26 protein-coding genes and 1 riboswitch are annotated in these 26865 nt (G+C 70.9%); of the genes, 11 read left to right on the forward strand and 15 right to left on the reverse strand.

The annotated features are described in order from the left end of the window. Positions 1 to 4: 4 nt before the first annotated feature. Positions 5 to 673 (reverse strand): Type 1 glutamine amidotransferase-like domain-containing protein, encoded by a 669-nt coding sequence (locus CGL27_RS22145; protein WP_119989529.1) that lies wholly within the window; start codon positions 671 to 673, stop codon positions 5 to 7. 222 nt (positions 674 to 895) lie between these two features. On the opposite strand from CGL27_RS22145, the gene CGL27_RS22150 reads away from it, so the two are divergent. Further along, the gene (locus CGL27_RS22150; RefSeq protein WP_119989531.1) at positions 896 to 2134 is read left to right on the forward strand and encodes a Cmx/CmrA family chloramphenicol efflux MFS transporter; all 1239 of its coding nucleotides are present in this window, start codon (positions 896 to 898) and stop codon (positions 2132 to 2134) included. A gap of 290 nt (positions 2135 to 2424) precedes the next feature. Here the strand turns inward: CGL27_RS22150 and CGL27_RS22155 are convergent, their stop codons facing one another. Continuing rightward, the gene (locus tag CGL27_RS22155; protein ID WP_119989533.1) at positions 2425 to 2697 is read right to left on the reverse strand and encodes a DUF4031 domain-containing protein; all 273 of its coding nucleotides are present in this window, start codon (positions 2695 to 2697) and stop codon (positions 2425 to 2427) included. Then, complete coding sequence (locus CGL27_RS22160; RefSeq protein WP_043237407.1) at positions 2697 to 3062, reverse strand: hypothetical protein; 366 nt, start codon at positions 3060 to 3062, stop codon at positions 2697 to 2699. The genes CGL27_RS22155 and CGL27_RS22160 overlap by 1 nt, the downstream gene beginning before the upstream one ends. Positions 3063 to 3174: 112 nt before the next feature. Here CGL27_RS22160 and CGL27_RS22165 point away from each other — a divergent pair, with 112 nt between their 5' ends. Further along, on the forward strand, positions 3175 to 4113 hold the full coding sequence (locus CGL27_RS22165; protein WP_078642093.1) for a MurR/RpiR family transcriptional regulator: 939 nt from the start codon (positions 3175 to 3177) through the stop codon (positions 4111 to 4113). Between the two features lie 116 nt (positions 4114 to 4229). Then, a complete protein-coding gene (gene murQ / locus CGL27_RS22170) occupies positions 4230 to 5180 on the forward strand; it encodes an N-acetylmuramic acid 6-phosphate etherase (protein ID WP_119989535.1) in 951 nt (316 codons plus the stop codon). Between the two features lie 147 nt (positions 5181 to 5327). Here murQ and groL read toward each other — a convergent pair whose 3' ends face one another. The 4 genes from groL to thrC form a co-directional block, all read right to left on the reverse strand. After that, positions 5328 to 6953, reverse strand: coding sequence for a chaperonin GroEL (groL, locus tag CGL27_RS22175; RefSeq protein WP_059142721.1), 1626 nt, complete (start codon positions 6951 to 6953; stop codon positions 5328 to 5330). A 367-nt stretch (positions 6954 to 7320) separates the two neighbouring features. Next, positions 7321 to 7527: a cold-shock protein gene (locus tag CGL27_RS22180; RefSeq protein WP_009716982.1), complete on the reverse strand. Its 207-nt coding sequence runs from the start codon at positions 7525 to 7527 to the stop codon at positions 7321 to 7323. Between the two features lie 409 nt (positions 7528 to 7936). Next, positions 7937 to 8215, reverse strand: coding sequence for a MoaD/ThiS family protein (locus CGL27_RS22185; RefSeq protein ID WP_059142722.1), 279 nt, complete (start codon positions 8213 to 8215; stop codon positions 7937 to 7939). Beyond that, positions 8212 to 9513 (reverse strand): threonine synthase, encoded by a 1302-nt coding sequence (gene thrC / locus CGL27_RS22190; RefSeq protein ID WP_119989537.1) that lies wholly within the window; start codon positions 9511 to 9513, stop codon positions 8212 to 8214. Before thrC ends, CGL27_RS22185 begins: the two co-directional genes overlap by 4 nt. A gap of 18 nt (positions 9514 to 9531) precedes the next feature. Further along, a riboswitch (SAM riboswitch) is annotated at positions 9532 to 9673 on the reverse strand. 192 nt (positions 9674 to 9865) lie between these two features. Here thrC and CGL27_RS22195 point away from each other — a divergent pair. Together CGL27_RS22195 and CGL27_RS22200 are read left to right on the forward strand one after the other, a co-directional pair. Further along, entirely contained in the window at positions 9866 to 10813 is a 948-nt protein-coding gene (locus tag CGL27_RS22195; protein ID WP_078642096.1) for a glucosyl-3-phosphoglycerate synthase, read from the forward strand. Positions 10814 to 10928: 115 nt separating this feature from the next. After that, complete coding sequence (locus tag CGL27_RS22200) at positions 10929 to 12395, forward strand: trehalose-6-phosphate synthase (protein WP_119989539.1); 1467 nt, start codon at positions 10929 to 10931, stop codon at positions 12393 to 12395. 75 nt (positions 12396 to 12470) lie between these two features. On the opposite strand, the gene otsB is transcribed toward CGL27_RS22200, so the two are convergent. The 3 genes from otsB to CGL27_RS22215 form a co-directional block, all read right to left on the reverse strand. Beyond that, positions 12471 to 13325 (reverse strand): trehalose-phosphatase, encoded by an 855-nt coding sequence (gene otsB / locus CGL27_RS22205; protein ID WP_119989541.1) that lies wholly within the window; start codon positions 13323 to 13325, stop codon positions 12471 to 12473. A 184-nt stretch (positions 13326 to 13509) separates the two neighbouring features. Further along, positions 13510 to 13728 (reverse strand): DUF3263 domain-containing protein, encoded by a 219-nt coding sequence (locus CGL27_RS22210; protein WP_078647486.1) that lies wholly within the window; start codon positions 13726 to 13728, stop codon positions 13510 to 13512. A gap of 152 nt (positions 13729 to 13880) precedes the next feature. Next, positions 13881 to 15164 carry an extracellular solute-binding protein gene (locus CGL27_RS22215; RefSeq protein ID WP_119989542.1) on the reverse strand — a complete coding sequence of 428 codons (1284 nt, stop codon included), beginning with the start codon at positions 15162 to 15164 and terminating at the stop codon, positions 13881 to 13883. A gap of 292 nt (positions 15165 to 15456) precedes the next feature. Here CGL27_RS22215 and CGL27_RS22220 point away from each other — a divergent pair, with 292 nt between their 5' ends. From CGL27_RS22220 to CGL27_RS22230, 3 genes are all read left to right on the forward strand, one after another. Next, positions 15457 to 16389, forward strand: coding sequence for an ROK family protein (locus CGL27_RS22220; RefSeq protein ID WP_119994497.1), 933 nt, complete (start codon positions 15457 to 15459; stop codon positions 16387 to 16389). Further along, positions 16389 to 17573 (forward strand): N-acetylglucosamine-6-phosphate deacetylase, encoded by a 1185-nt coding sequence (gene nagA / locus CGL27_RS22225; RefSeq protein WP_119989544.1) that lies wholly within the window; start codon positions 16389 to 16391, stop codon positions 17571 to 17573. Before CGL27_RS22220 ends, nagA begins: the two co-directional genes overlap by 1 nt. A 231-nt stretch (positions 17574 to 17804) precedes the next feature. After that, a complete protein-coding gene (locus CGL27_RS22230) occupies positions 17805 to 18767 on the forward strand; it encodes a 1-phosphofructokinase family hexose kinase (protein WP_119989546.1) in 963 nt (320 codons plus the stop codon). A 93-nt stretch (positions 18768 to 18860) separates the two neighbouring features. On the opposite strand, the gene CGL27_RS22235 is transcribed toward CGL27_RS22230, so the two are convergent. Next, positions 18861 to 19850 (reverse strand): carbohydrate-binding protein, encoded by a 990-nt coding sequence (locus CGL27_RS22235; RefSeq protein WP_119989548.1) that lies wholly within the window; start codon positions 19848 to 19850, stop codon positions 18861 to 18863. A 319-nt stretch (positions 19851 to 20169) separates the two neighbouring features. Continuing rightward, a complete protein-coding gene (cdgB, locus tag CGL27_RS22240) occupies positions 20170 to 21858 on the reverse strand; it encodes a diguanylate cyclase CdgB (RefSeq protein ID WP_078642103.1) in 1689 nt (562 codons plus the stop codon). A gap of 404 nt (positions 21859 to 22262) precedes the next feature. Between cdgB and CGL27_RS22245 the strand changes: the two genes are divergently transcribed. Beyond that, positions 22263 to 22763, forward strand: a complete 501-nt coding sequence (locus tag CGL27_RS22245) for a flavin reductase family protein (protein WP_237299004.1) — start codon at positions 22263 to 22265, stop codon at positions 22761 to 22763. Positions 22764 to 22868: 105 nt separating this feature from the next. On the opposite strand, the gene arfB is transcribed toward CGL27_RS22245, so the two are convergent. Then, positions 22869 to 23297 carry an alternative ribosome rescue aminoacyl-tRNA hydrolase ArfB gene (gene arfB, locus CGL27_RS22250; protein ID WP_119989550.1) on the reverse strand — a complete coding sequence of 143 codons (429 nt, stop codon included), beginning with the start codon at positions 23295 to 23297 and terminating at the stop codon, positions 22869 to 22871. A gap of 182 nt (positions 23298 to 23479) precedes the next feature. Between arfB and CGL27_RS22255 the strand changes: the two genes are divergently transcribed. Then, positions 23480 to 24055, forward strand: a complete 576-nt coding sequence (locus CGL27_RS22255) for a TerD family protein (protein WP_059142734.1) — start codon at positions 23480 to 23482, stop codon at positions 24053 to 24055. A 117-nt stretch (positions 24056 to 24172) separates the two neighbouring features. Here CGL27_RS22255 and CGL27_RS22260 read toward each other — a convergent pair whose 3' ends face one another. Both CGL27_RS22260 and CGL27_RS22265 read right to left on the reverse strand, forming a co-directional pair. Beyond that, complete coding sequence (locus CGL27_RS22260; RefSeq protein WP_205587732.1) at positions 24173 to 24769, reverse strand: Uma2 family endonuclease; 597 nt, start codon at positions 24767 to 24769, stop codon at positions 24173 to 24175. Between the two features lie 88 nt (positions 24770 to 24857). Then, positions 24858 to 25439, reverse strand: a complete 582-nt coding sequence (locus tag CGL27_RS22265) for a TetR family transcriptional regulator (protein WP_119989551.1) — start codon at positions 25437 to 25439, stop codon at positions 24858 to 24860. A 98-nt stretch (positions 25440 to 25537) separates the two neighbouring features. Between CGL27_RS22265 and CGL27_RS22270 the strand changes: the two genes are divergently transcribed. After that, positions 25538 to 26548: an NAD(P)-dependent alcohol dehydrogenase gene (locus CGL27_RS22270; protein WP_119989553.1), complete on the forward strand. Its 1011-nt coding sequence runs from the start codon at positions 25538 to 25540 to the stop codon at positions 26546 to 26548. The last annotated feature ends 317 nt before the right edge of the window (positions 26549 to 26865 follow it).

The following is a 26865-nucleotide window of genomic DNA, read 5'->3' on the forward strand; positions in this document are numbered from 1 at the left end:
CTTCTCACGGATGGAACCGCCACCGGCCTTCAGAAATGACATCCACCTTGCCGTCCCTGACGCGAACGGCCGTCTCGTCATCGATGAAGTAGATCGGGAAGTCCGCCCGCGCAACGATGCGATCAGCCCAGGCGTCGTCCCGCTCGGGGAAATCCGGCGAGTACAGGTGGGGCTTGAGATACCAGTCGAAGAGACCGAACGGCGGCTCCACGGTCGTCGCGCCGAGCACGTGGAGGTCCGTGGTGTCCCCGATGACGTCGGCGGAGTGTCCGGTGAGATTACGGCTGAAGATCATTGATCCGGCGCTGACCCCCACATAGACCCGGCTCTCCAGCGCCTCCAGGAAGCCGTCGGCCAGGCCGTTGCCGGTGATGCTGCGCGCAAGGTGGTAGTGACTGCCGCCCTCGACATAGATGACGTCAGCGTGGAGCAGCCGGTCGAGCACCATCTGCCGGGGCAGGCCGTTCAGCTCCAGGACGTCGAACTCCCGCCAGCCAAGGCCGTGCAGCCGGTTCAGGTCCGCGACGAACCACCCGTGGTCCCCGGGCTCGGCAACGGACGCCGTAGGAACGTACACGACGTTCGCCGACCCGAACGGCTTTCCCAGCATGTGCCGCAGCGCATCCCGCAGTGTCTCGTTGCGCAGGCCACTCGCGGTCAACAGAAGCTCCATCGGGCGAGCCAACCACGGCTGACAGGCGCGCGCAACGAACCCAGGATCACCACCGCCGTCATGGCATGGCATGGCATGGCATGGCCGCATCACATTCCACGCCATCGAGTGAATGTTCGAGAAGCGCACATCCCGATGTTCCGCGCAGGAATGCCGAGGTCATGCCGTGGCGTTGGGCCTGGCATGCCCTCCTCCTCCCCAGCGGATTCCGCTCGCTCCCGCATGCCCCTGGCGGTCTACGTCCTCGGGCTGTCCGTCTTCGCTCTCGGTACCTCCGAGTTCATGCTGTCCGGGCTGCTGCAACCCGTCGCGCGGGACATGGGGGTGTCCATCCCCACGGCCGGGTTGCTGATATCGGCCTTCGCGATCGGGATGGTGGTCGGGGCGCCGGTGCTGGCGGCGGCCACGTTGCGGTTGCCGCGGCGGACGACGCTGATGGCGCTGCTGGCGGCGTTCGGGCTGGGGCAGATCGCGGGGGCGCTGGCGCCGTCGTACGGGGTGCTGTTCGCCTCGCGGGTCGTCAGCGCGCTCGCGTGTGCCGGGTTCTGGGCGGTGGGCGCCGCGGTGGCCGTATCGCTGGTGCCGGTGAACGCGCGGGCGAAGGCGATGGCGGTGATGGTCGGCGGGCTGAGCATCGCGAACATCGCGGGGGTCCCCGCCGGGGCGTTGCTCGGGCAGCACGCGGGGTGGCGCGCCGCCTTCTGGGCGGTGGCCGGGCTGTCGGCGCTCGGGCTGGTCGGAGTCGTCGCGCTCGTACCGCGTACGGAGGTGCCGACCGGGGACGACCGGCCCCGGCTGCGGGCCGAGTTGCGCATCTACCGCGACCGGCAGGTGTGGCTGGCGCTGGCCGCCACCGCGCTCAGCGGTGGCGCGGTCTTCTGCCTGTTCTCCTACCTCGGGCCGCTGCTCACGGATGTGGCGGGGCTGGACGAGGGCTGGGTGCCGACCGTGCTCGCGCTGTTCGGGGTCGGCGCGCTGCTGGGTACGGTGCTCGGCGGGCGGATCGCGGACGCGCATCTGTTCGGCACGATGCTCGGGGGCATCACCGCCTCGACGGTCGTGCTGAGCGCGTTGGCGCTGACCGCGCACAGCGCGGTCGCGGCCGTGACGTTGGCGCTGCTGCTCGGCTTCACCGCCTTCTTCACCGCGCCCGCGCTCAACGCCCGGATGTTCAACCTCGCGAACGCCGCGCCCACGCTCGCGGGCGCGACGAACACCTCGGCCTTCAACATCGGCAACACGGTGGGCCCGTGGCTCGGCGGCCTCGTCATCGACCTGGGCTGGGGCTACCCGGCGGTCGCCTGGACGGGTGCGGCGCTCGCCGGTACGGGCGTGGTGACGACGGTCGCCGCGATGCGTTTGCACCGGGCGGATGGTGCCTCGCGCGTCATCGCCACGTCGGCGACGTACTCCCCGGCGGAAGCGGAAGCGGCCCCCGACCCGTCGCGCACGACGCGCTGAGAGACCCCCGCCTCGCCGCGCGGGCGCGGCCACACCGCCCGCGCGGGGCGCTCACCTCCCTGTCTTCCCCGGTTTCCTCAGGCACGGTGGCCACACCGCCCCCGCGGGGCGCTCACCTTGGCGCCGGAGCCGAGCTTGATGCCCGCCATGCCGCCCGCGGCACGGCCGCCCTCAGCCGCTCGGGGGCACGAGCGGCATCGCGGCAGCGCGCGGACCTACGCACGGCGGGGGCGTGGCGGCCACTCCGCCCGGCCGGTCGGCAGGGCGGGCCGCAGGCCCGCCCGCACCGGTCAGTCCGCGTTCGCGGCCCGTTTGGGGCGGCGGAGGCCCGCGGCCTTCAGGCGGCGGAGAAGTTCCTTGCTGCCCACCTCCTCCGCGCCCGCCCGTACCGCCTTCGCGTACAACTCGCTCGGCAGGTCGTAGTGGTCGCGGTCGAAGCCTCGGGGCGGGGCGCCGATGCGGGCGGCGAAGGCGTGGAGTTCGGTGTAGGAGACATCGCTGACCAGGTGGGACCACAGGCGGCCGTGGCCCGGCCACGAGGGCGGGTCGATCAGTACGGCCATCAGAGGGTGGTGCCCAGCGATCCCACGGGCGCCACCGCGACCGCCGTCTTGCCGCAGACCCAGTGCGGGTTGGGGCCCAACTCGGGCTCCACGTCGAGGGCGTGGAGGTCGCCGCCCTGGGTGCAGACGGGGCACAGCGGCCATCGGCCGTACCGTTCCAGCAGGGCGTCCTGGACGTCCTGGGCGACCAGACCGGCCACGTACTCGATGCCTTCCGGCCACTGCTCGACCCACCACCGCCGGTGCGCGATCGCGTCTTCGACCAGCGAGACGATATCGGCCCGGGCGACCTCGCCCGCCGCGAGGTCGGCCAGGACGAGGGCGCGGGCCGCGTGCAGTGCGTGTTCGAGCTTCATGGGTTCCATTGTCACCTTTGCTTCCTCCTGGCGCCTGTTTGCTTCATCCTCGGTCCTCTCGCACCGCCGCACCGCCGCCCGGAGGGTTGACGGGCCCCGTGGCCGGAAATAGTTTTCGCGGATGAGCAGCGACCTGAAGGAAACTTTCATGCCACCACCGCAATCCGACCCCACCCCGCCCCCTCCGGCCGCCCTCGCCGCGAAGGTCCGCACGTTAGGCCCCTCCATGACCCGCTCCATGCAGCGCGTGGCCGAGGCCGTGGCCGGGGATCCGGCCGGATGCGCGGCGCTCACCGTCACCGGGCTCGCCGAGCGAACCGGCACCAGCGAGGCCACCGTCGTCCGCACCTCCCGACTGCTCGGCTACCCCGGATATCGCGATCTGCGCATCGCGCTCGCCGCGCTCGCCGCACACCAGGCCGCCGGGCGGGCCCCGGCCGTCACCGCGGACATCGCGGTCGACGATCCGATCGCCGACGTGGTCACCAAGCTGGCGCGGGAGGAGCAGCAGTGTCTGGCCGACACCGCCGCCGTCCTGGACACCAGCCAGGTCGAGGCCGCCGTCTCGGCGCTGGCCACGGCGCGCCGGATCGATGTGTACGGGGTGGGGGCGTCCAGCCTCGTCGGGCAGGACCTGGTCCAGAAGCTGCTGCGCATCGGGCTGATAGCCCACGCCCACGCCGATCCGCACCTCGCGGTCACCAACGCGGTCCAGCTGCACTCCGGCGACGTCGCCATCGCGATCACCCATTCCGGGCGTACGACGGACGTCATCGAGCCGCTGCGGGTGGCCTTCGAGCGCGGCGCGACCACTGTCGCGATCACCGGACGGCCGGACGGCGAGGTCGCGCAGTACGCGGACCTGGTGCTCACCACCTCCACCGCCCGTGAGAGCGAGCTGCGCCCGGCGGCCATGTCCAGCCGCACCAGCCAGCTCCTGGTGGTGGACTGCCTGTTCATAGGGGTCGCCCAGCGGACGTACGAATCGGCGGCGCCCGCCCTCTCCGCGTCGTACGAGGCCCTCGCGCACCGCCACGACCCGCGCCCCGGGCATCGCTGAGCCGGGCCGGTCCCGCCCGAGGTTCCGCCCTCGGGCCACCCCCGGCCCGACCCCACCCCTCTCCGCCTCTTCACCCCCCACCCCCGCCCCGACGTACCGGAAAGAGCCGCTTCACCATGACTTCCGCCGACTCCGCAGCCGACCAGGACTCCACACGGCTCCGCGCCCAGCTCGACACCCTCACCACCGAGGCGTTCCGCCCCGAACTCGCCGAGATCGACCGCCTCGAAACCCTCGAGATCGCCCGGATCATGAACGCGGAGGACGCCGGCGTCCCCGCCGCCGTCGCCCGCCAGCTTCCCCGTATCGCCGCCGCCATCGACGCCATCGCCGCGCGGATGTCCCGTGGCGGCCGTCTCCTCTATACGGGCGCGGGCACCGCCGGACGGCTCGGGGTGCTCGACGCGAGCGAATGCCCGCCCACCTTCAACACCCGGCCCGAGCAGGTCGTCGGGGTGATCGCGGGCGGCCCGGACGCCGTGGTGACCTCGGTCGAGGGCGCGGAGGACAGCGCGGAGCTGGCCGCCCGCGACCTCGACCTGCTCGGGATCGGCCCCGACGACACGGTGGTCGGCGTCTCGGCCTCCGGCCGCACCCCGTACGCCGTGGGCGCGGTCGAACACGGCCGACGGCTCGGCGCGCTCACCGTCGGACTGTCCTGCAACGCCGACTCGGCGCTCGCCGCCGCGGCCGACCACGGCATCGAGATCGTCGTGGGGCCGGAGCTGCTCACCGGCTCGACGCGGCTCAAGGCGGGCACGGCCCAGAAGCTGGTGCTCAACATGATCTCGACCATCACCATGATCCGGTTGGGCAAGACCTTCGGAAATCTGATGGTCGATGTGCGCGCCTCCAACGACAAGCTGCGCGCCCGCTCCCGGAGGATCGTCTTCCTGGCGACCGGCGCCTCCGACCAGCGGATCGAAAGCGCGCTGGCGGCCACGGACGGCGAGGTGAAGAACGCGATCCTCACCATCCTGGGCGAGGTGGACGCCTCGACCGCCGAGAAGCTGCTCGCCGAGGCGCACGGCCATCTGCGCGCCGCCCTCGATGCGGCTGAGGAGTAAGCCCCGGATACGCCGGGCCGCGGATACGCCGGGCCGCGGATCCACCCGCCCCCCAAAAAACGCCGTCGGGGCGGCACCCCTGGGAGAGGGTGCCGCCCCGACGTCTTGGACGGTACGACCGACCGGCGAACGAACGCGCCGAGTCGATCAGAAGTCCATGTCACCGCCCGGCATGCCGCCCGGAGCGCCCGCCGGGGCGGCCTTCTCCGGCTTGTCGGCGATGACGGCCTCGGTGGTGAGGAACAGCGCGGCGATCGACGCGGCGTTCTGCAGCGCGGAGCGCGTGACCTTGGCCGGGTCGATGATGCCCTCGGCGATCAGGTCGACGTACTCACCGGTCGCGGCGTTGAGGCCGTGGCCCGGGGTCAGGTTGCGCACCTTCTCGACCACGACGCCGCCCTCGAGACCGGCGTTGACCGCGATCTGCTTCAGCGGGGCCTCCAGGGCCAGGCGCACGGCCTGGGCACCGGTGGCCTCGTCGCCCTCGAGCTCCAGCTTCTCGAAGACCGAGACGGTCTGCAGCAGGGCCACGCCACCACCGGCGACGATGCCCTCCTCGACGGCCGCCTTGGCGTTGCGCACCGCGTCCTCGATGCGGTGCTTGCGCTCCTTGAGCTCGACCTCGGTGGCGGCACCGGCCTTGATGACGGCCACGCCGCCGGCCAGCTTCGCCAGGCGCTCCTGCAGCTTCTCGCGGTCGTAGTCCGAGTCCGAGGACTCGATCTCGGCTCGGATCTGGTTGACGCGGCCCTGCACCTGGTCGGTGTCGCCGGCGCCGTCCACGATGGTGGTCTCGTCCTTGGTGACGGTGACCTTACGGGCGCGGCCGAGCAGGTCCAGCCCGGCGTTCTCCAGCTTGAGGCCGACCTCCTCGGAGATGACGGTGCCACCGGTAAGGATGGCGATGTCACCGAGCATGGCCTTACGGCGGTCACCGAAGCCCGGGGCCTTGACGGCGACGGACTTGAAGGTGCCACGGATCTTGTTGACGACCAGGGTGGCCAGGGCCTCGCCCTCGACGTCCTCGGCGATGATCAGCAGCGGCTTGCCCGACTGCATGACCTTCTCGAGCAGCGGGAGGAGGTCCTTCACGCTGCTGATCTTGGAGTTGACGATCAGGATGTACGGGTCGTCGAGCGACGACTCCATACGCTCCATGTCCGTCGCGAAGTACGGGGAGATGTAGCCCTTGTCGAAGCGCATGCCCTCGGTGAGCTCGAGTTCGAGCCCGAAGGTCTGCGACTCCTCGACGGTGATGACACCTTCCTTGCCGACCTTGTCCATCGCCTCGGCGATGAGCTCACCGATCTGGGTGTCGGCAGCGGAGATGGAGGCGGTGGAGGCGATCTGCTCCTTGGTCTCCACGTCCTTGGCCTGCTCGAGAAGCTGGGCGGAGACGGCCTCGACGGCCTTCTCGATACCGCGCTTGAGCGCCATCGGGTTGGCACCCGCGGCGACGTTGCGGAGGCCCTCCTTGACCAGCGCCTGGGCGAGGACGGTCGCGGTCGTCGTGCCGTCACCGGCGACGTCGTCCGTCTTCTTCGCGACCTCCTTGACCAGCTCGGCGCCGATCTTCTCGTACGCGTCCTCGAGCTCGATCTCCTTGGCGATGGAAACACCATCGTTGGTGATCGTGGGGGCGCCCCACTTCTTCTCGAGGACGACGTTACGGCCCTTGGGGCCGAGGGTGACCTTGACGGCGTCGGCGAGCTGGTTCATCCCGCGCTCGAGGCCGCGCCGCGCCTCCTCGTCGAACGCGATGATCTTGGCCATGTGAAGTGGTCCTCCCAAGACGGGGTGGATTGCTCCGGACCGCGCTGGCGCCCGCGACGGACGGCCTGCCTACCGTGCGGTTCCTTGCCCCGCATGGCCTGGCGGGCCTCACCGACCCGGTCCTTCTGTCACTCTCAACGTCAGAGTGCTAACGCCAATGATTAGCACTCGGACCTATAGAGTGCAAGCGGCCGGAGGCCATCCTTGGGGGGTGGCGGCCGGGTGACGGGCGGGCGCAAGCGGCCGGAGGCCATCCGCCCCCTGCATCAACCCCGTAACGATCAGCGCGGACACGCCGAAGGGTCCGTACCCTGGCCGGGACACGGACCCTTCGGACTGTACTGTTCAGCTGCGTCGCGTCGGCGCGTCAGCCTACGGCCACGCGGACCATGTCGGCCTGCGGGCCCTTCTGACCCTGCGAGATCTCGAACTCGACCCGCTGGCCTTCCTCGAGGGTGCGGTACCCGTCCATCTGGATCGCGCTGTAGTGGACGAACACGTCCGCACCACCGTCGACCGCGATGAAGCCGTACCCCTTCTCCGCGTTGAACCACTTGACGGTGCCCTGAGCCATTCCTAACTCCCCTATTGCTGGCCCTTGCGCAGGACCGCACTCCGCGGACCCGGGTCAGACCTCACCCCCCGGATGTGGGGGGTGTGCGCCGGAACGCGTCGACCGCCGCTGAATGTATCCGTCCCAACGCCCTCTGCAACAGGTCAATCGGACGAGAATTCTGGGCACGGCCGAACGGTTAAAAGTGAGAATTTATGTGAAGTTCGGGCAAGCCGGGCGGGACATAGGGAACCAACCCGACAATTCGCGCTCACACTTTACGCACAACTTGACGAGTTCTCATATGTGGTTCCGGCCCGGGGGCCATCGGGGAATCAGGGCAACTGTATCGCGATTCCACACACGGAATCGCCCCGTCCGGTTGTCCCCGGACGGGGCGATGCCAAAGGTGAGGAGGGTGGACGCGGGGTCAGCAGCCGCCCGCGACCGCCGGGATGATCGAGATCCCGGCACCGTCCGGGGTAGCCGTGGCCAGGCCATCGGCGAAGCGGACGTCGTCGTCATTGACGTAGACGTTGACGAAGCGGCGGAGCTTGCCGGTGTCGTCCAGCACGCGGGCCGCGATGCCCTGGTGGTTCTTCTCCAGGTCCGCCAGGACCTCGGCGAGGGTCGCGCCCTCGGCGGGGACCTCGGCCTGACCGGCGGTGTAGGTGCGCAGGATGGTCGGGATTCGGACGTTGACGCTCATGCGAGACCAGCCTCTCGGAACGAGTCAAGGGTGGGGCGGATGATGGCGGAGGGACCCGTGGTGGGGGCCACCGCGTCGAGGGTCTTGAGGCCGTCGCCGGTGTTGAGCACGACGGTCGTCAGGGACGGGTCGAGCAGACCGTCCTCGATCAGCTTCTTGGTCACGCCGACGGTCACCCCGCCCGCGGTCTCCGCGAAGATCCCCTCGGTGCGGGCGAGCAGCTTGATCGCGTCGACGATCTGCTCGTCGTTCACGTCCTCCACCGCGCCGCCCGTACGGCGGGCGATGTCCAGGACGTAAGGGCCGTCCGCGGGGTTGCCGATGGCCAGCGACTTGGCGATGGTCTGCGGCTTCTGCGGCCGGACGACGTCATGGCCGGCCTTGAAGGCGGCGGAGACCGGGGAGCAGCCCTCGGCCTGGGCGCCGAAGATCTTGTAGGGCTTGTCCTCGACCAGACCGATCGCGATCAGCTCCTTCAGCCCCTTGTCGATCTTGGTGAGCTGGGAGCCCGAGGCGATCGGGATGACGATCTGGTCCGGCAGCCGCCAGCCGAGCTGCTCGCAGATCTCGTACGCCAGGGTCTTGGAACCCTCGCCGTAGTACGGCCGCAGATTGACGTTGACGAAGCCCCAGCCCTCGCCCACCGGGTCGCCGATCAGCTCGCTGCAGAAGCGGTTGACGTCGTCGTAGTTGCCCTCGATGCCGACCAGCTCACCGCCGTAGACCGCGGCCATGACGACCTTGCCCGCCTCCAGGTCGTGCGGGATGAAGACGCAGGAGCGGAATCCCGCACGGGCGGCCGCGGCACCGACCGCGCCGGCGAGGTTGCCGGTGGAGGAGCAGGAGAGGGTGGTGAAGCCGAAGGTGCGGGCGGCCTGGACGGCGATGGCGACGACCCGGTCCTTGAAGGAATGGGTGGGGTTCCCGGAGTCGTCCTTGATGTGCAGTTCACCGGTGACGCCGAGCTCACGGGCGAGGTTGTCGGCCTTGACCAGCTGGGTGAAACCGGGGTGCAGGCTGGGCAGGTCCGCCACGTCTGCCGGGACGGGCAGCAGCGGGGCATAGCGCCAGATGCTGTTCGGACCGGCTTCGATGCGCCGGCGCAGCTCCTCCGGGTCGCCGGCCGGCAGCTCGTACGCGACCTCGAGCGGCCCGAAACAGACCTCACACGCGAAGATCGGGCCCAGATCGAACCGCTCACCGCACTCCCGACAGGACAATGCGATGGCGGGACCGAAGGCACCGGAGGCGTCGGAGGTGGAGGAAGTGGTTGAGCTTTCTACTGACTGCACAGCCATGGATGGCGAGGCCCTTTCTCCTCATCTTCCTCGCGACGCATTTCGCCACGAGACGGAATTGGCACCTTCCCGAGCTGGGAGCCTCGCTGCGGAATGCGAGATCAGCTGGAGGGTTGCCGGGGCTTCAACGGGCCGTTCCCTCTGCCCCTCTGGATGAGCGGTATGGCACCGGGCGGACCCGGGCGTTTGTCAGCACGGCATCATCACGGGCTTCCTCGGTAAACACCGAGGTCGACCCCGACATACGACGGCCATGTGCGTTGTTCAAGACTGTAACCGACGGCCCGGATGGTTGAGCTAGCCGTCCGATGCGCGAGATGGATCACAGCGACCACGGCAGGGAGAGACACAGGTGCTGGATGAGGTGGAGCGCTGGCTGAAGCACCGCTCCTGGTCGGCCGACGACCGGCCGCTGGACCGCCTGCTGGATGCGAAGCGGGGCTCGGCGACGACCCTGAGCGTGGTCCTGCCCGCCCTGAACGAGGAGGCCACGGTCGGCGAGATCGCCGCGACGATCCGCCGGGAGCTGATGGGCGAGTCGGCACCGCTGGTGGACGAGCTGGTGGTGCTGGACTCCGGCTCGACGGACCGCACCGCCGAGGTCGCCACGGCGGCGGGCGCCACCGTCGTCCCCCGCGACTCGCTGCTCCCCCGGCTGCCCGTGCTGCCCGGCAAGGGCGAGGTGCTGTGGCGGTCCCTGCTGGCCACGAGCGGCGACATCATCTGCTTCATCGACGCCGACCTGCGGGAATTCGATCCGCGCTTCGTCTCGGGGATCGTCGGTCCGCTGCTGACCGACCCCACGCTGCAGCTCGTGAAGGGCATGTACGACCGCCCGCTCGGGGAGCTGGCGGGCCAGGGCGGCCGGGTCACCGAGCTGGTCGCCCGCCCGCTGCTGAATCTGCACTGGCCCCAGCTGGCCGGATTCGTCCAGCCGCTGGGCGGTGAGTACGCGGCGCGCCGCACGCTGCTGGAGCGGCTGCCCTTCCCGGTCGGCTACGGGGTCGAGCTGGGGCTGCTGGTCGACGCGCTGCACACGGTGGGTCTCGACGCGCTCGGCCAGGTGGACATCGGGGTGCGCAAACACCGCCACCAGGACGGGCTGGCACTCGGCCGGATGGCGGCCGCGATCTACCGCACCGCGCAGTTGCGGCTGGCCCGGGGCCATTTGGTGCGTCCGCGGCTGACCCAGTTCGACCGGGGCGACAACGGCTTCGAGCCGCGCACCACGGCCGTGGACACCGAGGAGCGGCCACCGATGATCGAGATACCGGAGTACGCGGAGCGGCGCGCGGCGTGACGCACCCGGGCGGCGCGGCGTGATGACCCCGGGCCCCGGTATCAGGCGATGGCTCCTACGGGGCAAGAAACCGTACGTACGTTTGCGCGGGGCCGCGGCTGGCTAGGCTCGCGACATGGCAGTTCCGCGCACCGCCCCGATCCTGGTCGCGTCCAATCGCGGTCCGGTCTCGTACAGCCTGGGCGAGGACGGCTCGCTCACCGCCCGGCGCGGCGGTGGCGGGCTGGTCTCCGGCCTCAGCGCCATCGGCCCGGACGCGAACGCGGTGTGGGTGTGCGCGGCGCTCGGGGAGGGTGATCGCGAGGCGGCCCGGCGCGCAGGGGACAGCCATCTGAACCCCGGTGACACCGGCGGCCAGCAGGTGCGGATGCTCGACATCGCGCCGGATGTCTTCGCCGCCGCGTACAACGGCATCGCCAATTCGGTGCTGTGGTTCGTTCACCATCTGCTCTACCAGACCCCGGTCGAGCCGGTCTTCGACGCGGAGTTCGCCGACCAGTGGGCGGCTTACGAGACCTATAACGCGGCCTTCGCGGACGCGCTCGCCGAGGAAGCGGTGGACGAGGCCGTCGTCCTGGTGCAGGACTACCACCTGGCGCTGGTGCCCGCGATGCTCCGCGAACTCCGCCCCGACCTGCGGATCGGTCACTTCTCGCACACCCCCTGGGCCCCGCCGGACTACTACCGGCTGCTGCCGGACGACGTCGCGGCGGGTGTGCTGCGCGGCATCCTCGGCGGCGACCGCGCCGCGTTCCTCACCGAGCGCTGGGCCGGCGCCTTCGCCGACTGCTGCGCGGCCGTGCTGGGCGCGGAGATCGTCCGGGACGGTGACGGAGACGGCGACGGCCCGCCGACGGCCGTGCGCTTCGAGGGGCGGGAGACCCGACTGGGCGTCCACGGCCTGGGCGCGGACGCGGACTTCCTGCGGCAGCGGTCGCGGCAGGCGGATGTGGACGAACGGCTGGCCAGTCTGCGGGCGCAGATCGGGCCGGACCGGAAGTCGATCGTCCGGGTGGACCGCACCGAGCTGTCCAAGAACATCGTGCGCGGGCTGCTGGCCTACCGGCGGCTGCTGGAGACCCACCCCGAGTGGCGGGAGCGCGTGGTGCATGTGGCCTTCGCCTACCCCTCCCGCCAGGACCTCGCGGTCTACCGCGACTACACCGAGCGGGTGCGGCGGCTCGCGGACAAGATCAACGCCGAGTACGGCACGGAGGGCTGGACCCCGGTCGCCCTGCATGTGAAGGACGACTTCGCACGGTCGCTCGCGGCCTACCGACTGGCGGACGTGGCCCTGGTCAACCCCATCCGGGACGGGATGAACCTGGTGGCCAAGGAGGTCCCGGTGGTCTCCGAGCGAGGATGCGCCCTGGTGCTGTCGCGGGAGGCGGGGGCGTACGCCGAGCTGGGCGACGACGCGCTGGTGGTGAACCCGTACGACGTGGAGGCCACGGCCCGGGCGCTGGACGAGGCGCTGCGCATGAGCGACGGCGAGCGCGCGGACCGTACGAAGCGACTCGCCGCCGCCGCGACCGCGCTGCCGCCCCAGGCATGGTTCCTGGCGCAGTTGCGGGCGCTGTAGGGGCGAGGGTTTCGCGGTGGCGGCGGGCTTCTGAGCCACGGACTTACGAGGTGACCGGCGCGGTCCGGGCGGGCTCTACGAGGCGTTGGCGCCGCTGACCGCGTCGGCCAGGGACGACAGCAGCTCCACCACGCCCGCCGGGCCGTCGACCACCAGGTCGGCCCGCTTGGCGAGTTCGGTCACCTCCGTGCTGCCGCTGCACACCAGCACCCCCGGCACACCCTCCTCGCGCAGCCGCTCCACCGCCGCGAACGCGGCCAGGTCGCCCAGGTCGTCGCCCGCGTAGAGCACGGCTTCCGCGCCCGTCCGCCGTACGTACTCCGTGAGCGCGACGCCCTTGTCCATGCCCGGGGGCCGCAGCTCCAGCACCAGTCGGCCCGGCTCGACGATCAGCCCATGGCGCTCGGCCAGGACGTGCAGCGGCGCGCGCAGCAGCTCGAACGTGGCCTGCGGGTCCTCGGCACGGCGGGTGTGGACGGCGACGGCGCGGCCCTTGTCCTCGATCCAGGTGCCCTGCGAAGCGCCGTACTCATCGAGGACGACGGGGAGTTCGGCCTGGACGGCGGCGACGCCGGGGTGCGGTTCGGGTGCCTGGACGGCGCCGCTCGCCGCGTCCCAGCGCTCGGCGCCATAGAGACCGAGGACGACGAGCCCGTGCAGCCCCTCGGCCCCGGCGAAGCCGCCGTACCGGACGGCGACCTCGGCCGGACGGCCGGTGATCACCGCGGCGGAGCGCAGCCACGGGGCCAGCCGGGAGAGCGCGGGGACGGCGCCGGGGTGGGCGCGGGCCCGGTCGGGGTCAGGGACGATCTCGGCGAGGGTGCCGTCGAAGTCGAGTCCGACAACGGCGCGGCCGGGCCGTTCGAGGAGGGCGGCGAGGCCCTCGCGGCCGGCGGCGGTGGTAGGTACGGGGAGGGGGTGACTGCCCATAGCGCTGCCCATAGCGGTGACCCTACCGGGCCCGGCGGCACCACGGGCTTCCCCCGGGCATCATCCCGCCGGTGAACGGCGCAGGGAGGTCCCGCCGGTGAACCGCCCAGGGACGTCCCACCCGTGAACAGCCCCTAGCCGCCCCGCCGGTGAACCGCCCCGGCCATCCCTCCCCCGATAGACGTCAGCGCCGTTCGCGGCGCTCGTCCCTGACCCGCCGCAGCCGGTTGACGGTCACCGGGTCGTGCTCCAGGGCCCTGGGGTCGTCCAGCAGCGCGTTCAGCAGCTGGTAGTAGCGGGTCGGGGAGATGCCCAGCCGCTCCCGTATCGCACGCTCCTTGGCGCCGGGGCCCGGCCAGCCGCGTCGCTCCACGGCGAGCACGGCCACGTCGCGGTCGGACAGCCCGTCACCCGGGCCCGGTTCCTGGTCCTGCCCCTCAGCCGGACTCTCGACCTGGTCCCGGCCCCCGTCCTGCTCCCCGCCCCGGCCCTCGCCCCCGCCCTCGCCCTTGTCGGCAGGGTCGTCGGAAGGGCCGGGGGCGGGCGTGTCCACTGTCATGCCCCCGCATTCTCCATGGCGTCGGCCTCGCGCTGGATCTGGCCCAGCACGCTCGTCGGGTCGCCGCCCTTGGCCACGGTCGAGCCGATCTTCTGCTTGAACAGCTTGCTGACCTCCGCCCAGGAGGTCTTGTCGGCCGGGTAGAACTCGGCGCTCTCCAGCTCGTCGAGGAACCGCCACAGCCGCTTGTACTCACGGTCGCCGAGCATCGTCTGCTCGACGGCGGTGGTCACCGGCAGCAGGTCGTACTCGGTGACGAAGTTCAGCACGTTGTTCTCGGTGTAGACGAAGTCGAGAAACTTCCCGATCTCCTTACGGTGGCCGTTCTGCTTGAAGGCCATCAGCCAGTCGGCGACGCCCATCGTCGACGGGGACTTGCCCCTGCGGCCGGGCAGGGCCGCGGTGCCGTAGCTGATGCCGTGGCCGGACGCCTGCTGCATCAGGGTCGGGTGGCCGTTGAGCATGCCGACCTCGCCGCGGGTGAAGGCGTCGAAGGCGTCCTGCCGGTTGGTGCGGGCCGGGGAGCCGGGGCCGGTGAGGTCCGCGCCGACCAGTTCGTCCCGCAGCCATTCGAAGGTCTTGATGTTCGCGGAGGAGTCGATGGTGTAGCTGCCGTTGGTGTCGGTGTAGCCGCCACCGCCGCTGAGCATCCACATCATGGTCTCGGCCTGGCACTCCTCGGGGCCGAGCGGCAGCGCGTACGGGATCTTCACCCCGTCGGCCTTGAGCCGGACGGCCGCCTCCTTGAGCTCGTCCCAGCTCGTGGGGGCGGAGGATATACCGGCCTGGTCGAAGAGCTTCTTGTTGTAGAAGAGCAGCCGCGCGCTGGCCACGAACGGCACCCCGTACTGCACTCGCCGCACCTCGCCCGCATGGGCGATCGAGGTGATGAAACCGGCCTGGGTGGGGATGGCGAGCATCTCGTCGGCGCGGTAGAGCTTCCCCTGCGCGGCGTAGTCGGCGTACGCGCCGATCTGCGCGATGTCCGGGGCCTGACCGTTCTTGACCATCTCGGCGACGCGCCGGTCCACTTCGGTCCAGCTATAGACCTTGACGTCGACCTTGATCCCGCTGTTCTTGGCCTCGAAGGCCCGGGCCAGCCTGTTCCAGTACCTCTGGGAGCTGTTGGCGGTGCTGTCGCCGTAGTCGGCCGCGACCACCTTCAGCGTGGCGTCACCGCCCGAGCCGGAGCCGTCGCTGCCACAGGCCGTGAGCCCGGGTGTCGTCGTCACCGCCGCGACACCCGCCGTTGTCAAACCCAAGAACCGTCGCCGCTGCACCGCTGTTTTCCCACCCTATGGCTTGTTTCATCCTCCAGGGTCCTCCCCCGAGGTCGAGCGAGTCTGCCTTGCAAACCTCCACAAGGTCTACACCATGGGCATATCGCTTCGATATCGGTGGCGCTCTTGCCCAGGTGAGCGGGTTGTTACACGCCAAAGTGCGATGTGTCACCCACTCACAAACGGAAGAGCAGGTTCATACCAACTCCCTTACCGGCAACGGCGTGATCTTCTGACGAGAAGCGGCGAGTGGACTAGACCTCTCATGGTGGATCGCGCGAGACTGTTCCATGTGAAACACGTCATCGCCCTGGATGTGGGCGGCACCGGTATGAAGGCCGCCCTGATCGGGGCGGACACCACACTCCTCCATGAGGCCAGGAGGCCCACCGAGCGGGAGCGCGGACCCGAGGCGGTCGTCGCCGCGATCCTCGACTTCGCCGCCGAGCTGCGCGAGATCGGCGAGCGACGGTTCGGCGGGCCCCCGGTGGCCGCGGGGGTCGGCGTGCCCGGGGTCCTGGACGAGGACCGCGGAGTGGCCGTCTTCGCCGCCAACCTCGGCTGGAGCGACGTCCCGCTGCGCGCGCTGCTCACCGAGCGGCTGGGCGGGATCCCGGTCGCGCTCGGGCACGACGTCCGGATGGGCGGGCTGGCCGAGGGGCGGATAGGAGCGGGCGAGGGCGCGCGGCGCTTCCTGTTCGTATCCGTCGGCACCGGCATCGCGGGCGCCATCGGCATCGACGGGCGGATCGACCCCGGAGCGCACGGTTCCTCCGGCGAGATCGGCCATATCGTCGTCCGGCCGGGCGGCCCCGCCTGCGGCTGCGGTCAGTCCGGCTGTCTGGAGACGCTCGCCTCGGCGGCGGCGGTGGGCCGCGCCTGGGCCGCTGCGAGCGGCGATCCGGCGGCCGACGCCGCCGACTGCGCCAAGGCCGTCCGGTCCGGCGACCCGAGGGCCGTGGCCGTATGGGGGGAGATGGTGAGCGCGCTCGCCGACGGCCTGGTGACCGGCCTCACCCTGCTGGACCCCGGTGTGCTGATCGTCGGCGGTGGGCTGGCCGAGGCCGGGGAAACCCTGTTCGCACCGCTGCGCACCGCGGTCGAGGCACGGCTCACCTTCCAGCAGCTTCCCCGAATCGTCCCGGCGGCCCTCGGGGACACCGCCGGCTGCCTGGGCGCGGGTCTGCTCGCCTGGGATCGACTCTCCACGGAGGTAACCGCCTGATGGTCCAGCGAACGGTTCTCACAGGCGCCCGGGTGGTCCTGCCGGGAGGCGTGGTCGACAACGGGCGGGTGACGGTCGAAGGCACGCGCATCACCGCGGCCGGGCCGGCGGCGGATACCGCGTCCGGCCACGGCGAGGGAGCGGAGGAGGCGCTCGACCTGCCGGGCCGCTGGATCGTCCCCGGCTTCGTGGACCTGCATGTGCACGGCGGCGGCGGTGCCTCGTTCTCGGCGGGCACCCCCGAAGAATCGCTGACCGCCATCCGTACGCACCGGCTGCACGGCACCACCACGATGCTCGCCTCCACCGTCACCGGCGATCTGGACGACCTCGCCCGGCAGGCCGCCATCCTCTCGGAGCTGGTGGAGCAGGGCGAGTTGGCGGGCATCCACTTCGAGGGGCCGTTCATCTCCCCCCACCGCTGCGGCGCCCACCAGCCGTCGCTGCTGCGCGCGCCCGATCCGGCGGATGTGCGCAAACTGGTGGACGCGGCGCGCGGCACCGCGCGGATGATGACCCTCGCCCCCGAACTGCCGGGCGGGCTGGAGTCCGTACGGCTGCTGGCCGACAGCGGAGTCCTCGCGGCCGTCGGCCACACCGACTCGACGTACGAGGCGACGCGGGAGGCCGTCGAGTCGGGCGCGACCGTGGCGACCCACCTGTTCAACGCGATGCCGTCGCTGCTGCACCGCGCCCCCGGCCCGATCGCCGCGCTGCTGGAGGACGAGCGGGTCACCATCGAGCTGATCAACGACGGCACCCATCTGCACCCCGCCATGCTGGAGCTGGCGTTCCACCGGGCGGGCGCGGACCGGGTCGCCTTCATCACCGACGCGATGGGCGCGGCGGGCATGAACGACGGGCGCTATCCGCTCGGCCCCATGGAGGTCGAGGTCAAGGACGGCGTCGCGCGGATCAGCGACGGGCCGACGGCCGGCTCCATCGCGGGCTCCACCCTCACCCTGGACCGGGCCTTCCAGCGGGCCGTCACGATCGACGGGCTCAGCGTCGAGGAGACCGTAAGGGCGCTGTCCGCGACCCCCGCCCGGCTGCTGGGCATCGCCGACCGGGTGGGCTCGCTCGAGGTGGGCAAGGACGCGGATCTCGTCGTACTCGACGACGACTTCCGGCTGCGGGGCGTGATGCGCCGGGGCGGTTGGGTTGTCCATCCCGAACTGAGCTGAAATGCTCTGATTTCAGACAGTGATGACGGTGACCGGAACGACTCGGAGGTCTGGGCCGAAGCCACTCGTTTTGGCATGATCGCTCGGGCACGGGCTCAGGTACGGGCACGGGCATGAGTGCGGGTTCGGGCCCAGGCACGGACCCAGGCACGGGCACGCACGGCTCGGTACACAGTCGCGTTCAGCACAGGAATCTCCGTCCGGCGGGGGGACGGGAGAGGGGATGCCAGGGTGATCCTCACGGTCACGCTCAACGCCGCCCTCGACGTCACCTACCGGGTGCCGGAACTGCGTCCGCACACCACCCACCGCGTCACCGAGGTCACCGAACGGCCCGGCGGCAAGGGCCTCAACGTGGCCCGGGTGCTGGCCGCCCTGGGCCACGACACCGTCGTCACCGGCTTCGTCGGCGGGGTCACCGGCGCGGTGCTGCGGCAACTGCTCGGCAAAATCGCCGTGCCCCGCACCGGCCCCAAGGCACCGCACGGAACGATCACCGACGCACTGGTCCCGATCGCCGGGACCACCCGGCGCACCATCGGCGTCGTGGACGCCACCACGGGCGACACCACCCAGCTCAACGAGCCCGGCCCGATCGTCACCACCCCCGAGTGGTCCACCTTCATGGACGCTTACGGCCGGCTGCTGCGCGAGGCGTCGGCGGTCGCGCTGTGCGGCAGCCTGCCACCCGGGGTCCCCGTCGGGACGTACGCCCAGCTCATCCGGGAGGCGCATGCGGCGGGCGTGCCCACCCTGCTGGACACCAGCGGCGAACCGCTGCGCCGGGGCATCGCCGCCCGCCCCCATCTCGTCAAGCCCAACATCGATGAGCTCGCCGGGCTCACCGGCTCCACCGACCCGCTGCGCGCCGCGCGCGACGCCCGGCGGCGCGGGGCGCGCGCGGTGGCCGCCTCGCTCGGCCCGCACGGCATGCTCGCGGTCACCGCCCACGGCGCCTGGCGCGCCACCCCGCCGCGCCGACTGGCGGGCAATCCGACCGGGGCCGGGGACGCGGCGGTCGCGGGGCTGCTGTCCGGGCTGGTCGAGGAGGCGCCGTGGCCGGACCGGCTCGCCCGGGCGGTGGCCCTGTCGGCGGCGGCCGTACGGGCCCCGGTGGCGGGCGAGTTCGACCGGGCGGTCTACGACGAGGTGCTGGCGGGAGTCGAGGTGACGGAGCACCCGGCGGCGGCGTGAGGCCGCCGCGAGCACCGCCGCACGTTCAGCAGCCCCGCACCCTCTTGGGACCCCGGCGGCCTCTCCGGGGCCCCGACCCTTGGCAGTACCGGCCTAGCCCTTGGCCTTGGCCAGCCACATCTGGTCGATGTTGGCGTTGCACTTGTCGCCGTTCTCACACGACACGGTGATCGTGTTGGTGCCCTTGCTGAGCTGGACGATCGACCAGGTCTCCGTCCAGCCCTTCTCGAAGTCACCCTTCGGCGCGTCCGCGAAGTTCTTCATGTTGAGCGGCCGCGCCTCCTTCTTGCCGTTGATCGTCAGCGACATGCTCTGGTCCTCGCCGGGCACGCCGTACGTGACGTACAGCCGGTACGACTTCGCCTTGTCCACGTCCACGCTCCAGGTCGCGGACGCGCCCGGGGCGTTGACGCCGACGTAGGAGCCGCCGTCGGCCTTGGCGCCCTGGATGGCGCTCGCGGCGGCCGCGCCGCCGGTCAGCCGCATCTTGGCGGCGTCCTCGGTGGGCAGATTCCCGTCCGGGGCCTTGGAGGGCCCGGAGGACTCGCCGGGCCCGACGCTGGAGCCCGCCGTGGGCTGGTTCGTCGGATCGGTCTGGTCGTCCTTCTTGTCGTCACCGTTGGTGATCATGGCGACGCCGATGCCCACGATGACCACCGCGACCACGGCGAGCGCCCCGATCAGCAGCCCCTTGTTGTTGGGGCCGCGGCCGCCTCCCCCATGGCCGCCGCGCGGGTCGGCCGCACCGGGCTGGCGGGGTGCCCCGCCGGGCAGCGTCTCGGGGGCGGCGTAGTGGGCGTTCTGCCGGCCGTAGCCACCCTGCTGCTGGCCGTACCCCTGCGGCGGCTGGTTCGGGATCTGCTGGCCGTAGTTGCGCTCGCCCACCGCACGGACCTGGTTGTAGGAGGTGCGGGGGACCCCTGGCTGGGCCGGACCTGGGTAGCCGTAGCCACCGGTGCGGGGGGCGGCACCCGGCTGGCCCGACTGACCGCCCTGGTCCCCCTGGTCGCCTTCCGAGCGGTACAGGTAGGCGAACGGGTCGTCGTTCTCCGGTGTGCCCGAGCCGTTGTTGCCGGCCGTCATCCCTCGTCACTCCCCTATGCATATGGCCATCGGCGCAGGATCAGAACGCGCCACGACAGCTCATATCAGGGTCGAGAGGGCCTCAACAGGGCGTGTGCTGTCCGGATGGCCAATATTCACGATCGGTTCACTGTCGGCGGCAGGGCCGCATCGGCGCAGCCTACCGCGACCGACCGCTCCCACACCTCATTCGGCCGGTCGGTTCCCCCCTCCTACCCCCGACATATCTCACAACCACCCACCGGCACATCTCACAACCACCCGGCCGCACGGCCACGCCCACACACCCGCACAGTCACGCCCGCACGCCCCGCACAGCTCATCCAGCCCGCCGGCGCTCCTTGGAGCGGGACCGCTTCTCGATGTACATCCGCTGGTCGGCGGAGTGCAGCACCTCTTCGGCCGACATTCCGCAGCCCGCCCAGCCGATGCCGAAGCTGGCACCCACCCGGACGGCCCGGCCGTCGACCCGGATGGGCGGGGTGATCGCGTTGCGCAGCCGCACCGCCAGGTCCTGGGCGTCGGCCCGGCCGAGGCCGTCGGCGAGGACGACGAATTCGTCGCCGCCGAGGCGGGCGACCGTATCCCCTTCCCGCACGCCGTTGGTCAGCCGGCGGGCGACCTCGATGAGCACGGCATCGCCCGCGTGGTGCCCGAAGCGGTCGTTGATGGACTTGAAGCCGTCGAGGTCGCAGAAGAGCACCGCGAGCCCCTTGTGGCCGTCGTCGGCGTTGGAGTCCTCGTTGGGCGGGATGGTGTGCACATGGCCGTCGAACGGGACGCTCTCGGCGGGGGGCGGGGTGCCGAAGCACTCGAAGTCGTCGAAGCCGTGCAGATGTCCCGCCGCGTCGACATAGACCCCGCCGCCACCCGCGCCGTCGGGCGAGGCGGCCTCGTCGTCGTAGCCCCCGCCCGGCCGGGGCGGGGTGGCGCACAGCCGGGCGGCGAGCCGGGCGCGCAGCTCGGCGCTGTTGGGCAGACCGGTCAGCGAGTCATGGCTGGCCCGGTGGGCGAGCTGCAGCTCATGGCGCTTGCGCTCCTCGATGTCCTCGACATGGGTGAGCAGGAAGCGCGGGCCGTCGGCGGCGTCGGCCACCACCGAGTTGCGCAGCGAGACCCAGACGTACGAACCGTCGCGGCGGGCCAGGCGCAGCTCGGCGCGGCCGCCCTCGGCGGAGGTGCGCAGCAGGGTGCCGATGTCCTCGGGGTGGACGAGGTCGGAGAAGGAGAAGCGGCGCATCGCGGAGGCGGGACGGCCCAGCAGCCGGCACAGGGCGTCGTTGGTACGCAGCAGCCGGCCGTGCTGATCGCCGCCCATCTCGGCGATGGCCATACCGCTGGGCGCGTACTCGAACGCCTGCCGGAAGGACTCCTCGCTGGCGCGCAGCGCCTGCTGCTCGCGCTCCAGGCGCAGCAGGGCGCGCTGCATGTTGCCGCGCAGCCGGGCGTTGCCGATCGCGACGGCGGCGTGGAAGGCGTACATCTGGAGGGCCTCACGGCCCCAGGCGCCGGGGCGGCGGCCGTTGCGCGGTTTGTCGACGGAGATGACGCCGATGAGCTCGCCGCCGGAGGCGCCCGCCGCGTAGAGCGGGGCGAACAGGCGGTCCATGGGGTGCCATTCGTCGGGAAAGCGGGGCGCGGGGCCGGGGGTGTGCCACTGCGGGACGTCGTCGTCGTCGAGGACCCAGCCCTCGCTGTACGGGATGAAGCGCAGATCGCCCCAGCGGTCGCCCATGGACAGCCGGCGCTCCCAGGAGCAGCGGGAGCCGACCCGCCCGGCCATCAGCGCCTCGGCCCCGGCGCTGCCGCCGACGGCGGCGACGACGAGGTCTCCGTCGGGGCGGACGAGGTTGACGGCCGACAGCTCGAACCCGAGTCCGGCGATGACGCCGTCGGCGACGGCCTGAAGCGTGTCGGCGAGGCTGCGGGCGGTGTTCAGATCGGCGACTACCTGGTGCAGCTGCCGCAGTGTCGCAAGGCGGATGTACGGCTCCGACTCGGTCTCCATCGATCGCGCTCCCCCGAGACCTCGACAGCAAACTCCTGGCGTCTTGTCGTCCGATTGCCACGGCCACTGAATCACAGCGAGCTGTTCACTCGGTACACAGGGTCAACAATTACTGCCTGCTGTGACTCATGTCACAGAACGTATTCACCTCTTTCACAGAGGGGGTGGGAGCGCTCCAAGTTTTTGTGAACGCAAATTCCGGAACGGCGATACCTGGCCATGCAAGGCGACCGCCCGAACGGCCCGAGCACCCTCCGATCGACGCCCGGCCTACGGCCGACGACCTAAGCCCGCCGTGGTCCCCGGGTCCGATGCGGGGAGGGGGCGGGGGCGGTTAGCGTCGAGGGGTGTTCCCGACGACTCCTTCCAGTCCAGCCGAGCCCGCCGTCCCCCATGCTGGTGGGGTGAGTGAGGACGAGTTCCGTGCCGCGCTGTCACGGCTCACCGCGGGCGTGGTGCTGGTGACCGCACACGACCCGGAGGAGGGGCCGCGCGGCGAGGACGTCGGTATGACGGCCACCGCGTTCATGTCAGTGTCACTTGACCCGCCGCTGGTGATGGTGAGCGTTCGCAACGGTTCGCGGATGGACGAGCTGCTGGAGCGACAGCCGCATTGGGCGGTATCGGTCCTGTCGGAAGGTCAGCGGAGCATTGCGGGACGATTCGCCATGAAGGGGCGCATCAGCGACAGGTTGCTGTTCGAGGACATGCCCGTGGTGCGGGGCGAGCACACGGACGCCCCGCTCGCGGTGGGCGCGCTGGCGACGCTGGAGTGCCGCACCGAGCAGCGGGTGACGGCCGGGGACCACACGCTGGTGGTGGCGCGGGTGCTCGCCGCGGCGGCACCGGCCGCGGAGGGCGGGCCGCTGACGTATTTCAGGGGGCGCTACCGGGCGCTGGGGTGAGGGCGCCAAGGGGTGGAGGCCGAAGAGCAAGGAGCCGGGAGTCCGGTCGGCCCGGTCCGGCGGCCCGGTTCGGTCAGCTCGGTTCCGGTCGGCCCCGGCCCGGTGCTACGTCCAGCCCCGCCCCGTACGCCCCCGCTTGACGTCACTGCGCTGCTTCTTCTCCCGCAGCCGCCGCTCGTTGAGGCCCCGGGGGATCCGGGTGGGGCGGCGCGGTTTGGGCGGTGGCGCGGTCGCCTCCGCGAGCAGCGATGCGAGCCTTACGGCGGCCGTCTCGCGGTTGCGCCACTGCGAACGGTGCTCGGCGGCCCGTACGGCCACCACCCCGTCCACCAGCCGGCCCGCCAGCTGCTCCAGCGCGCGCTCCTTCCATACGGGCGGCAGCGCCTCGGTGCGGGCGAGGTCGAAGCGCAGCTCGACCCGGCTGTCGCTGGTGTTGACGTGCTGTCCACCGGGCCCGGAGGACCGCGAGAAACGCCACATCAGCTCGGCCTCCGGCAAGGAGACGGAACCTCGGATGACATAGGGCGCGGGCATGCGTCCATGGTCGCCTGCCGACCCCGGCGGCGTCATCCGGTTATCTCGTCACACCGCCGCATCAGGGTTTGGCAAAGAAAGTAAAGGGAGCTGGAACCTGTCGGGCTGTTCGTGGCGTTGTGGAGGGTGACGACGGCTTCGCCCGTCGCCTCGAATCATCGAGACCACGAAAGGGACTCCCCATGGCTGTAAGCCTGTCCAAGGGCGGCAACGTCTCGCTCACCAAGGAGGCACCGGGCCTGACCGCCGTCACGGTCGGCCTCGGCTGGGACGTCCGCACCACCACGGGCACCGACTTCGACCTCGACGCGAGTGCCATCGCCGTGAACGCGAACGGCAAGGTCTACTCCGACCAGCACTTCGTGTTCTTCAACAACAAGTCCACGCCGGACCAGACCATCGTCCACACCGGTGACAACGTCACCGGCCAGGGCGAGGGCGACGACGAGCAGATCAACGTCAACCTGGCCGGTCTGCCGGCCGACGTGGAGAAGATCGTCTTCCCGGTCTCGATCTACGACGCCGAGTCCCGCAGCCAGAACTTCGGCCAGGTGCGGAACGCGTTCATCCGCATCGTCAACCAGGCCGGCGGCACCGAGATCGCCCGCTACGACCTGAGCGAGGACGCCGCGACCGAGACCGCCATGGTCTTCGGCGAGCTGTACCGCAATGGCGCGGAGTGGAAGTTCCGTGCCGTGGGCCAGGGCTACGCCGCCGGTCTCGTGGGCATCGCCCAGGACTTCGGCGTCAACGTCTGAGGTTTCACCGGCGTGGAAACACTGAGGGCCGCCCCACACCAGGGGCGGCCCTCGCCGTATCGGGGCTCATGAGGGCTCCCATAAGGCCCTCATAAGGCCCCCATAAGGGGAACGGGGTCAGAACTCGCTGGTGTCCAGGTCGAACCCGAGCGGTTCGGGCAGCGACAGCGGCTGGGAGATGTCGACCTCGACCTTGCGGGTGTACCTCTTCCCGGCGGGCAGGGAGTGCAGCACGGCCTGCTTCCGTTCCCGGTCGATCAGCAGATAGAACGGAATGCCCGCCGCCGCATAGCCCCGCAGCTTGGGCCCCCGGTCGTTGTCGGCGGTCGAATGCGAGGTGACCTCGCCGACGAGCATCACCGCGCCGGGGTCGTGGTACTCCAAGGAGTCGTCAAAGCTCCCCTTGGGCGCGATGACGATATCCGGGACAACCTTGCCGGTCGCCGAAGCTCCAGGAACGAGGAGCCCAAGCCCGGTACGTGTTCGCAATTCCTTGTTCGTACGACGGCTGGTCACCTGGTCCGCAACCTCGGACACAATCTCTTCGTGCTCACCGTTAGCGGGAGGCACCACGTGGATTTCTCCTTCGATCAGTTCCACGCGCCATCCCTCGGGGGCTGCCGCGCTCAACGCCACGAAGGCTTCCTCGACCGATGAAGCGGTGCTCTCGCCACTGTCCGTGCGCGCTTCGCGCTCGGGGGCCGTCAGTGCCACGGTGGACCTCCTTCGTACGGAGCGATGCTTCCAGCGTAGGCGAGCGGTCTCGGGCGGTCCGGCCCGTAGTCACCCGTTCGGAGGACGATCAGCCCCGCGCGCCGAAGGCGCCCGAGACCGCCTGGGAGAGGGCCTGCTTGCGGCGGTCGTGGGCCGCGGACGGGTCGTCCGGGGCGGCTGTGGCGGAAAGGCCGGAGGCGGACCAGGTCAGGGCCATGGCGAGCACCAGCGCGAGGACGTCCTGGGGGTCCATCGAGGCGGTGACCCGGCCGTCGCGCTGGGCATCGGCGATCGCCTGGAGTTTGGTGGCGACAGCGGCCGATGACTCGGTCGCCAGATTGTCGGTGGCCACTCCTTCCAGCCTCGCCCAGGTGGCCAGGCGGATGAGCTCCGGCCGTTCCACGGCGGTGTCGTACAGCCGCACGGCGTACTGGGGGAGGTCGTCGGCCATGAACGGCACGGAGTCGACGACGGCGTCGGCGTGGAGGCGGAAGACGGCGCCGAAGAGGCCGAGCTTGTCTCCGAAGTAGGCATAGAGCTGCGCCTTGTTGATGCCCGCGGCGGCCGCGATGCGGTCGACCCGGGCGCCCGCGATGCCATGGGCGGCGAAGTCGGCGGTGGCCGCGTCGAGCAGGCGGCGGCGGGTGGCATCGCTTTTCCGGGGAGACACGGGGCTCAGATTACCAACTGGTTAGTTGCCAGTACGGGCGCTGCCGCGTAGCGTACAAAAAACCAACCAACTAGTTAGTTAGAAATGAGGTGGGGCGCATGACCGTGCGCGCATACGCGGTGGAGCGGGCCGGTGGCCCTGTTCAGCGGCTCGAGTACGAGCCGGAGCCCCTGGGGCCCCTCGAGGTCGACGTCGCCGTGACGCACTGCGGCGTCTGCCAGACCGACGTCGCCATGGTCGACGACGCGCACGGCATCTCCCGGTTCCCGCTGGTCGCGGGCCATGAGGCGGTCGGCGTGATCGAGGCCGTGGGCAGCGCCGTCGACGGCGGGCAGCTTGCCGTCGGCCGGCGGGTGGGGGTCGGCGCGGTGGCGGGGGCGTGCTTCGCCTGCGAGTGGTGCCTCAGCGGTCGGCAGTATCTGTGCGCGGACAAGGACGACACGGTCCTGCGCGGCGACCGCGGCGCGTTCGCCACCCGGGTGCGGGCGAGCGACTGGCGGTATGTCCAGCCGATCCCCGACTCCCTCGCCTCCGAGCACGCGGCGCCGCTCCTGTGCGCCGGGATCACCGTGTTCTCGGCGATCACGCGGAACGGGGTGCGGCCCACCGACCGGGTCGCCGTGGTGGGGGTGGGCGGTCTGGGCCACCTCGCGATCCAGTTCCTCGCCAAGTGGGGCTGCCAGGTGACCGCGATCTCCTCGACGGCGGCGAAGGCGGACGACAGCCGCCGGTTCGGCGCCCATGAGTTCGTCGCCGCGGAGGAGGGCCTTCAGCGGGTCTCGGGCTCGTTCGACTTCATCCTCTCGACCGTCTCGGCCGACCTGCCGTGGGACGCGTATCTCGCGGCGCTGCGCCCGCAGGGGACGCTGTGCGTGGTCGGCGTTCCCCACGGGCCCTTCGGCTTCCACCCGTTGAGCCTTCTGCTGGGCGAGAAGCGGCTCGTCGGCGGCCTCGTGGGAGCACCGGCGGAGCACCGGCAGATGCTGGACTTCGCGGCGCGGCACGGCATCCGCCCGGCCGTCGAGACCTTCCCGGTCGCGCGCCTGGACGAGGCGCTCGACCATGTCCGCCACGGACGCGCGCGCTACCGCGCGGTGTTGGAGTTCTGAGCTCCCCCCGTCGGTCCGTCGAGCGGTGGGACGGTGCCGGCACCGGTGCCATTGGTGACGGTGTTACGTGCCGCTCGGCACACAGATCGTCTTCTCGTCGCGTACACAGCAACGCCGCCCTCCGCCGCCGTCGACCGGCCCGCCGCGCTCGCCACCTGGGCGATTGGCCGGTACCGGCCCTCGGAACGGCCGGACGCACCAACACGACGGGGGCATGACGTAGCAGCATAAGTCGGCATCAAACAGCCGTTGTTGCCTCATGCCTCGCTGACCGAATTCGCCCCCACTTGAACAACGTCGAGTCAAATTCTTGTTAC

The organism is Streptomyces sp. 11-1-2 (assembly GCF_003595545.1).
GTDB classification, from domain to species: domain Bacteria; phylum Actinomycetota; class Actinomycetes; order Streptomycetales; family Streptomycetaceae; genus Streptomyces; species Streptomyces hygroscopicus_B.

Bases quoted from the DNA above. Each gene is read 5' to 3' on its own strand.
- cdgB (WP_078642103.1), bottom strand. From the start codon at position 21,858: ATGGAGACCGAGTCGGAGCCGTACATCCGCCTTGCGACACTGCGGCAG.
- CGL27_RS22255 (WP_059142734.1), top strand. From the start codon at position 23,480: ATGGCTGTAAGCCTGTCCAAGGGCGGCAACGTCTCGCTCACCAAGGAG.
- CGL27_RS22200 (WP_119989539.1), top strand. From the start codon at position 10,929: ATGGCAGTTCCGCGCACCGCCCCGATCCTGGTCGCGTCCAATCGCGGT.
- CGL27_RS22235 (WP_119989548.1), bottom strand. From the start codon at position 19,850: ATGACGGCCGGCAACAACGGCTCGGGCACACCGGAGAACGACGACCCG.
- nagA (WP_119989544.1), top strand. From the start codon at position 16,389: ATGGTCCAGCGAACGGTTCTCACAGGCGCCCGGGTGGTCCTGCCGGGA.
- CGL27_RS22150 (WP_119989531.1), top strand. From the start codon at position 896: ATGCCCCTGGCGGTCTACGTCCTCGGGCTGTCCGTCTTCGCTCTCGGT.
- murQ (WP_119989535.1), top strand. From the start codon at position 4,230: ATGACTTCCGCCGACTCCGCAGCCGACCAGGACTCCACACGGCTCCGC.
- CGL27_RS22165 (WP_078642093.1), top strand. From the start codon at position 3,175: ATGAGCAGCGACCTGAAGGAAACTTTCATGCCACCACCGCAATCCGAC.
- CGL27_RS22155 (WP_119989533.1), bottom strand. From the start codon at position 2,697: ATGGCCGTACTGATCGACCCGCCCTCGTGGCCGGGCCACGGCCGCCTG.
- CGL27_RS22160 (WP_043237407.1), bottom strand. From the start codon at position 3,062: ATGGAACCCATGAAGCTCGAACACGCACTGCACGCGGCCCGCGCCCTC.
- CGL27_RS22145 (WP_119989529.1), bottom strand. From the start codon at position 673: ATGGAGCTTCTGTTGACCGCGAGTGGCCTGCGCAACGAGACACTGCGG.
- arfB (WP_119989550.1), bottom strand. From the start codon at position 23,297: ATGCCCGCGCCCTATGTCATCCGAGGTTCCGTCTCCTTGCCGGAGGCC.
- groL (WP_059142721.1), bottom strand. From the start codon at position 6,953: ATGGCCAAGATCATCGCGTTCGACGAGGAGGCGCGGCGCGGCCTCGAG.
- CGL27_RS22185 (WP_059142722.1), bottom strand. From the start codon at position 8,215: ATGAGCGTCAACGTCCGAATCCCGACCATCCTGCGCACCTACACCGCC.
- CGL27_RS22180 (WP_009716982.1), bottom strand. From the start codon at position 7,527: ATGGCTCAGGGCACCGTCAAGTGGTTCAACGCGGAGAAGGGGTACGGC.
- otsB (WP_119989541.1), bottom strand. From the start codon at position 13,325: ATGGGCAGTCACCCCCTCCCCGTACCTACCACCGCCGCCGGCCGCGAG.
- CGL27_RS22270 (WP_119989553.1), top strand. From the start codon at position 25,538: ATGACCGTGCGCGCATACGCGGTGGAGCGGGCCGGTGGCCCTGTTCAG.
- thrC (WP_119989537.1), bottom strand. From the start codon at position 9,513: ATGGCTGTGCAGTCAGTAGAAAGCTCAACCACTTCCTCCACCTCCGAC.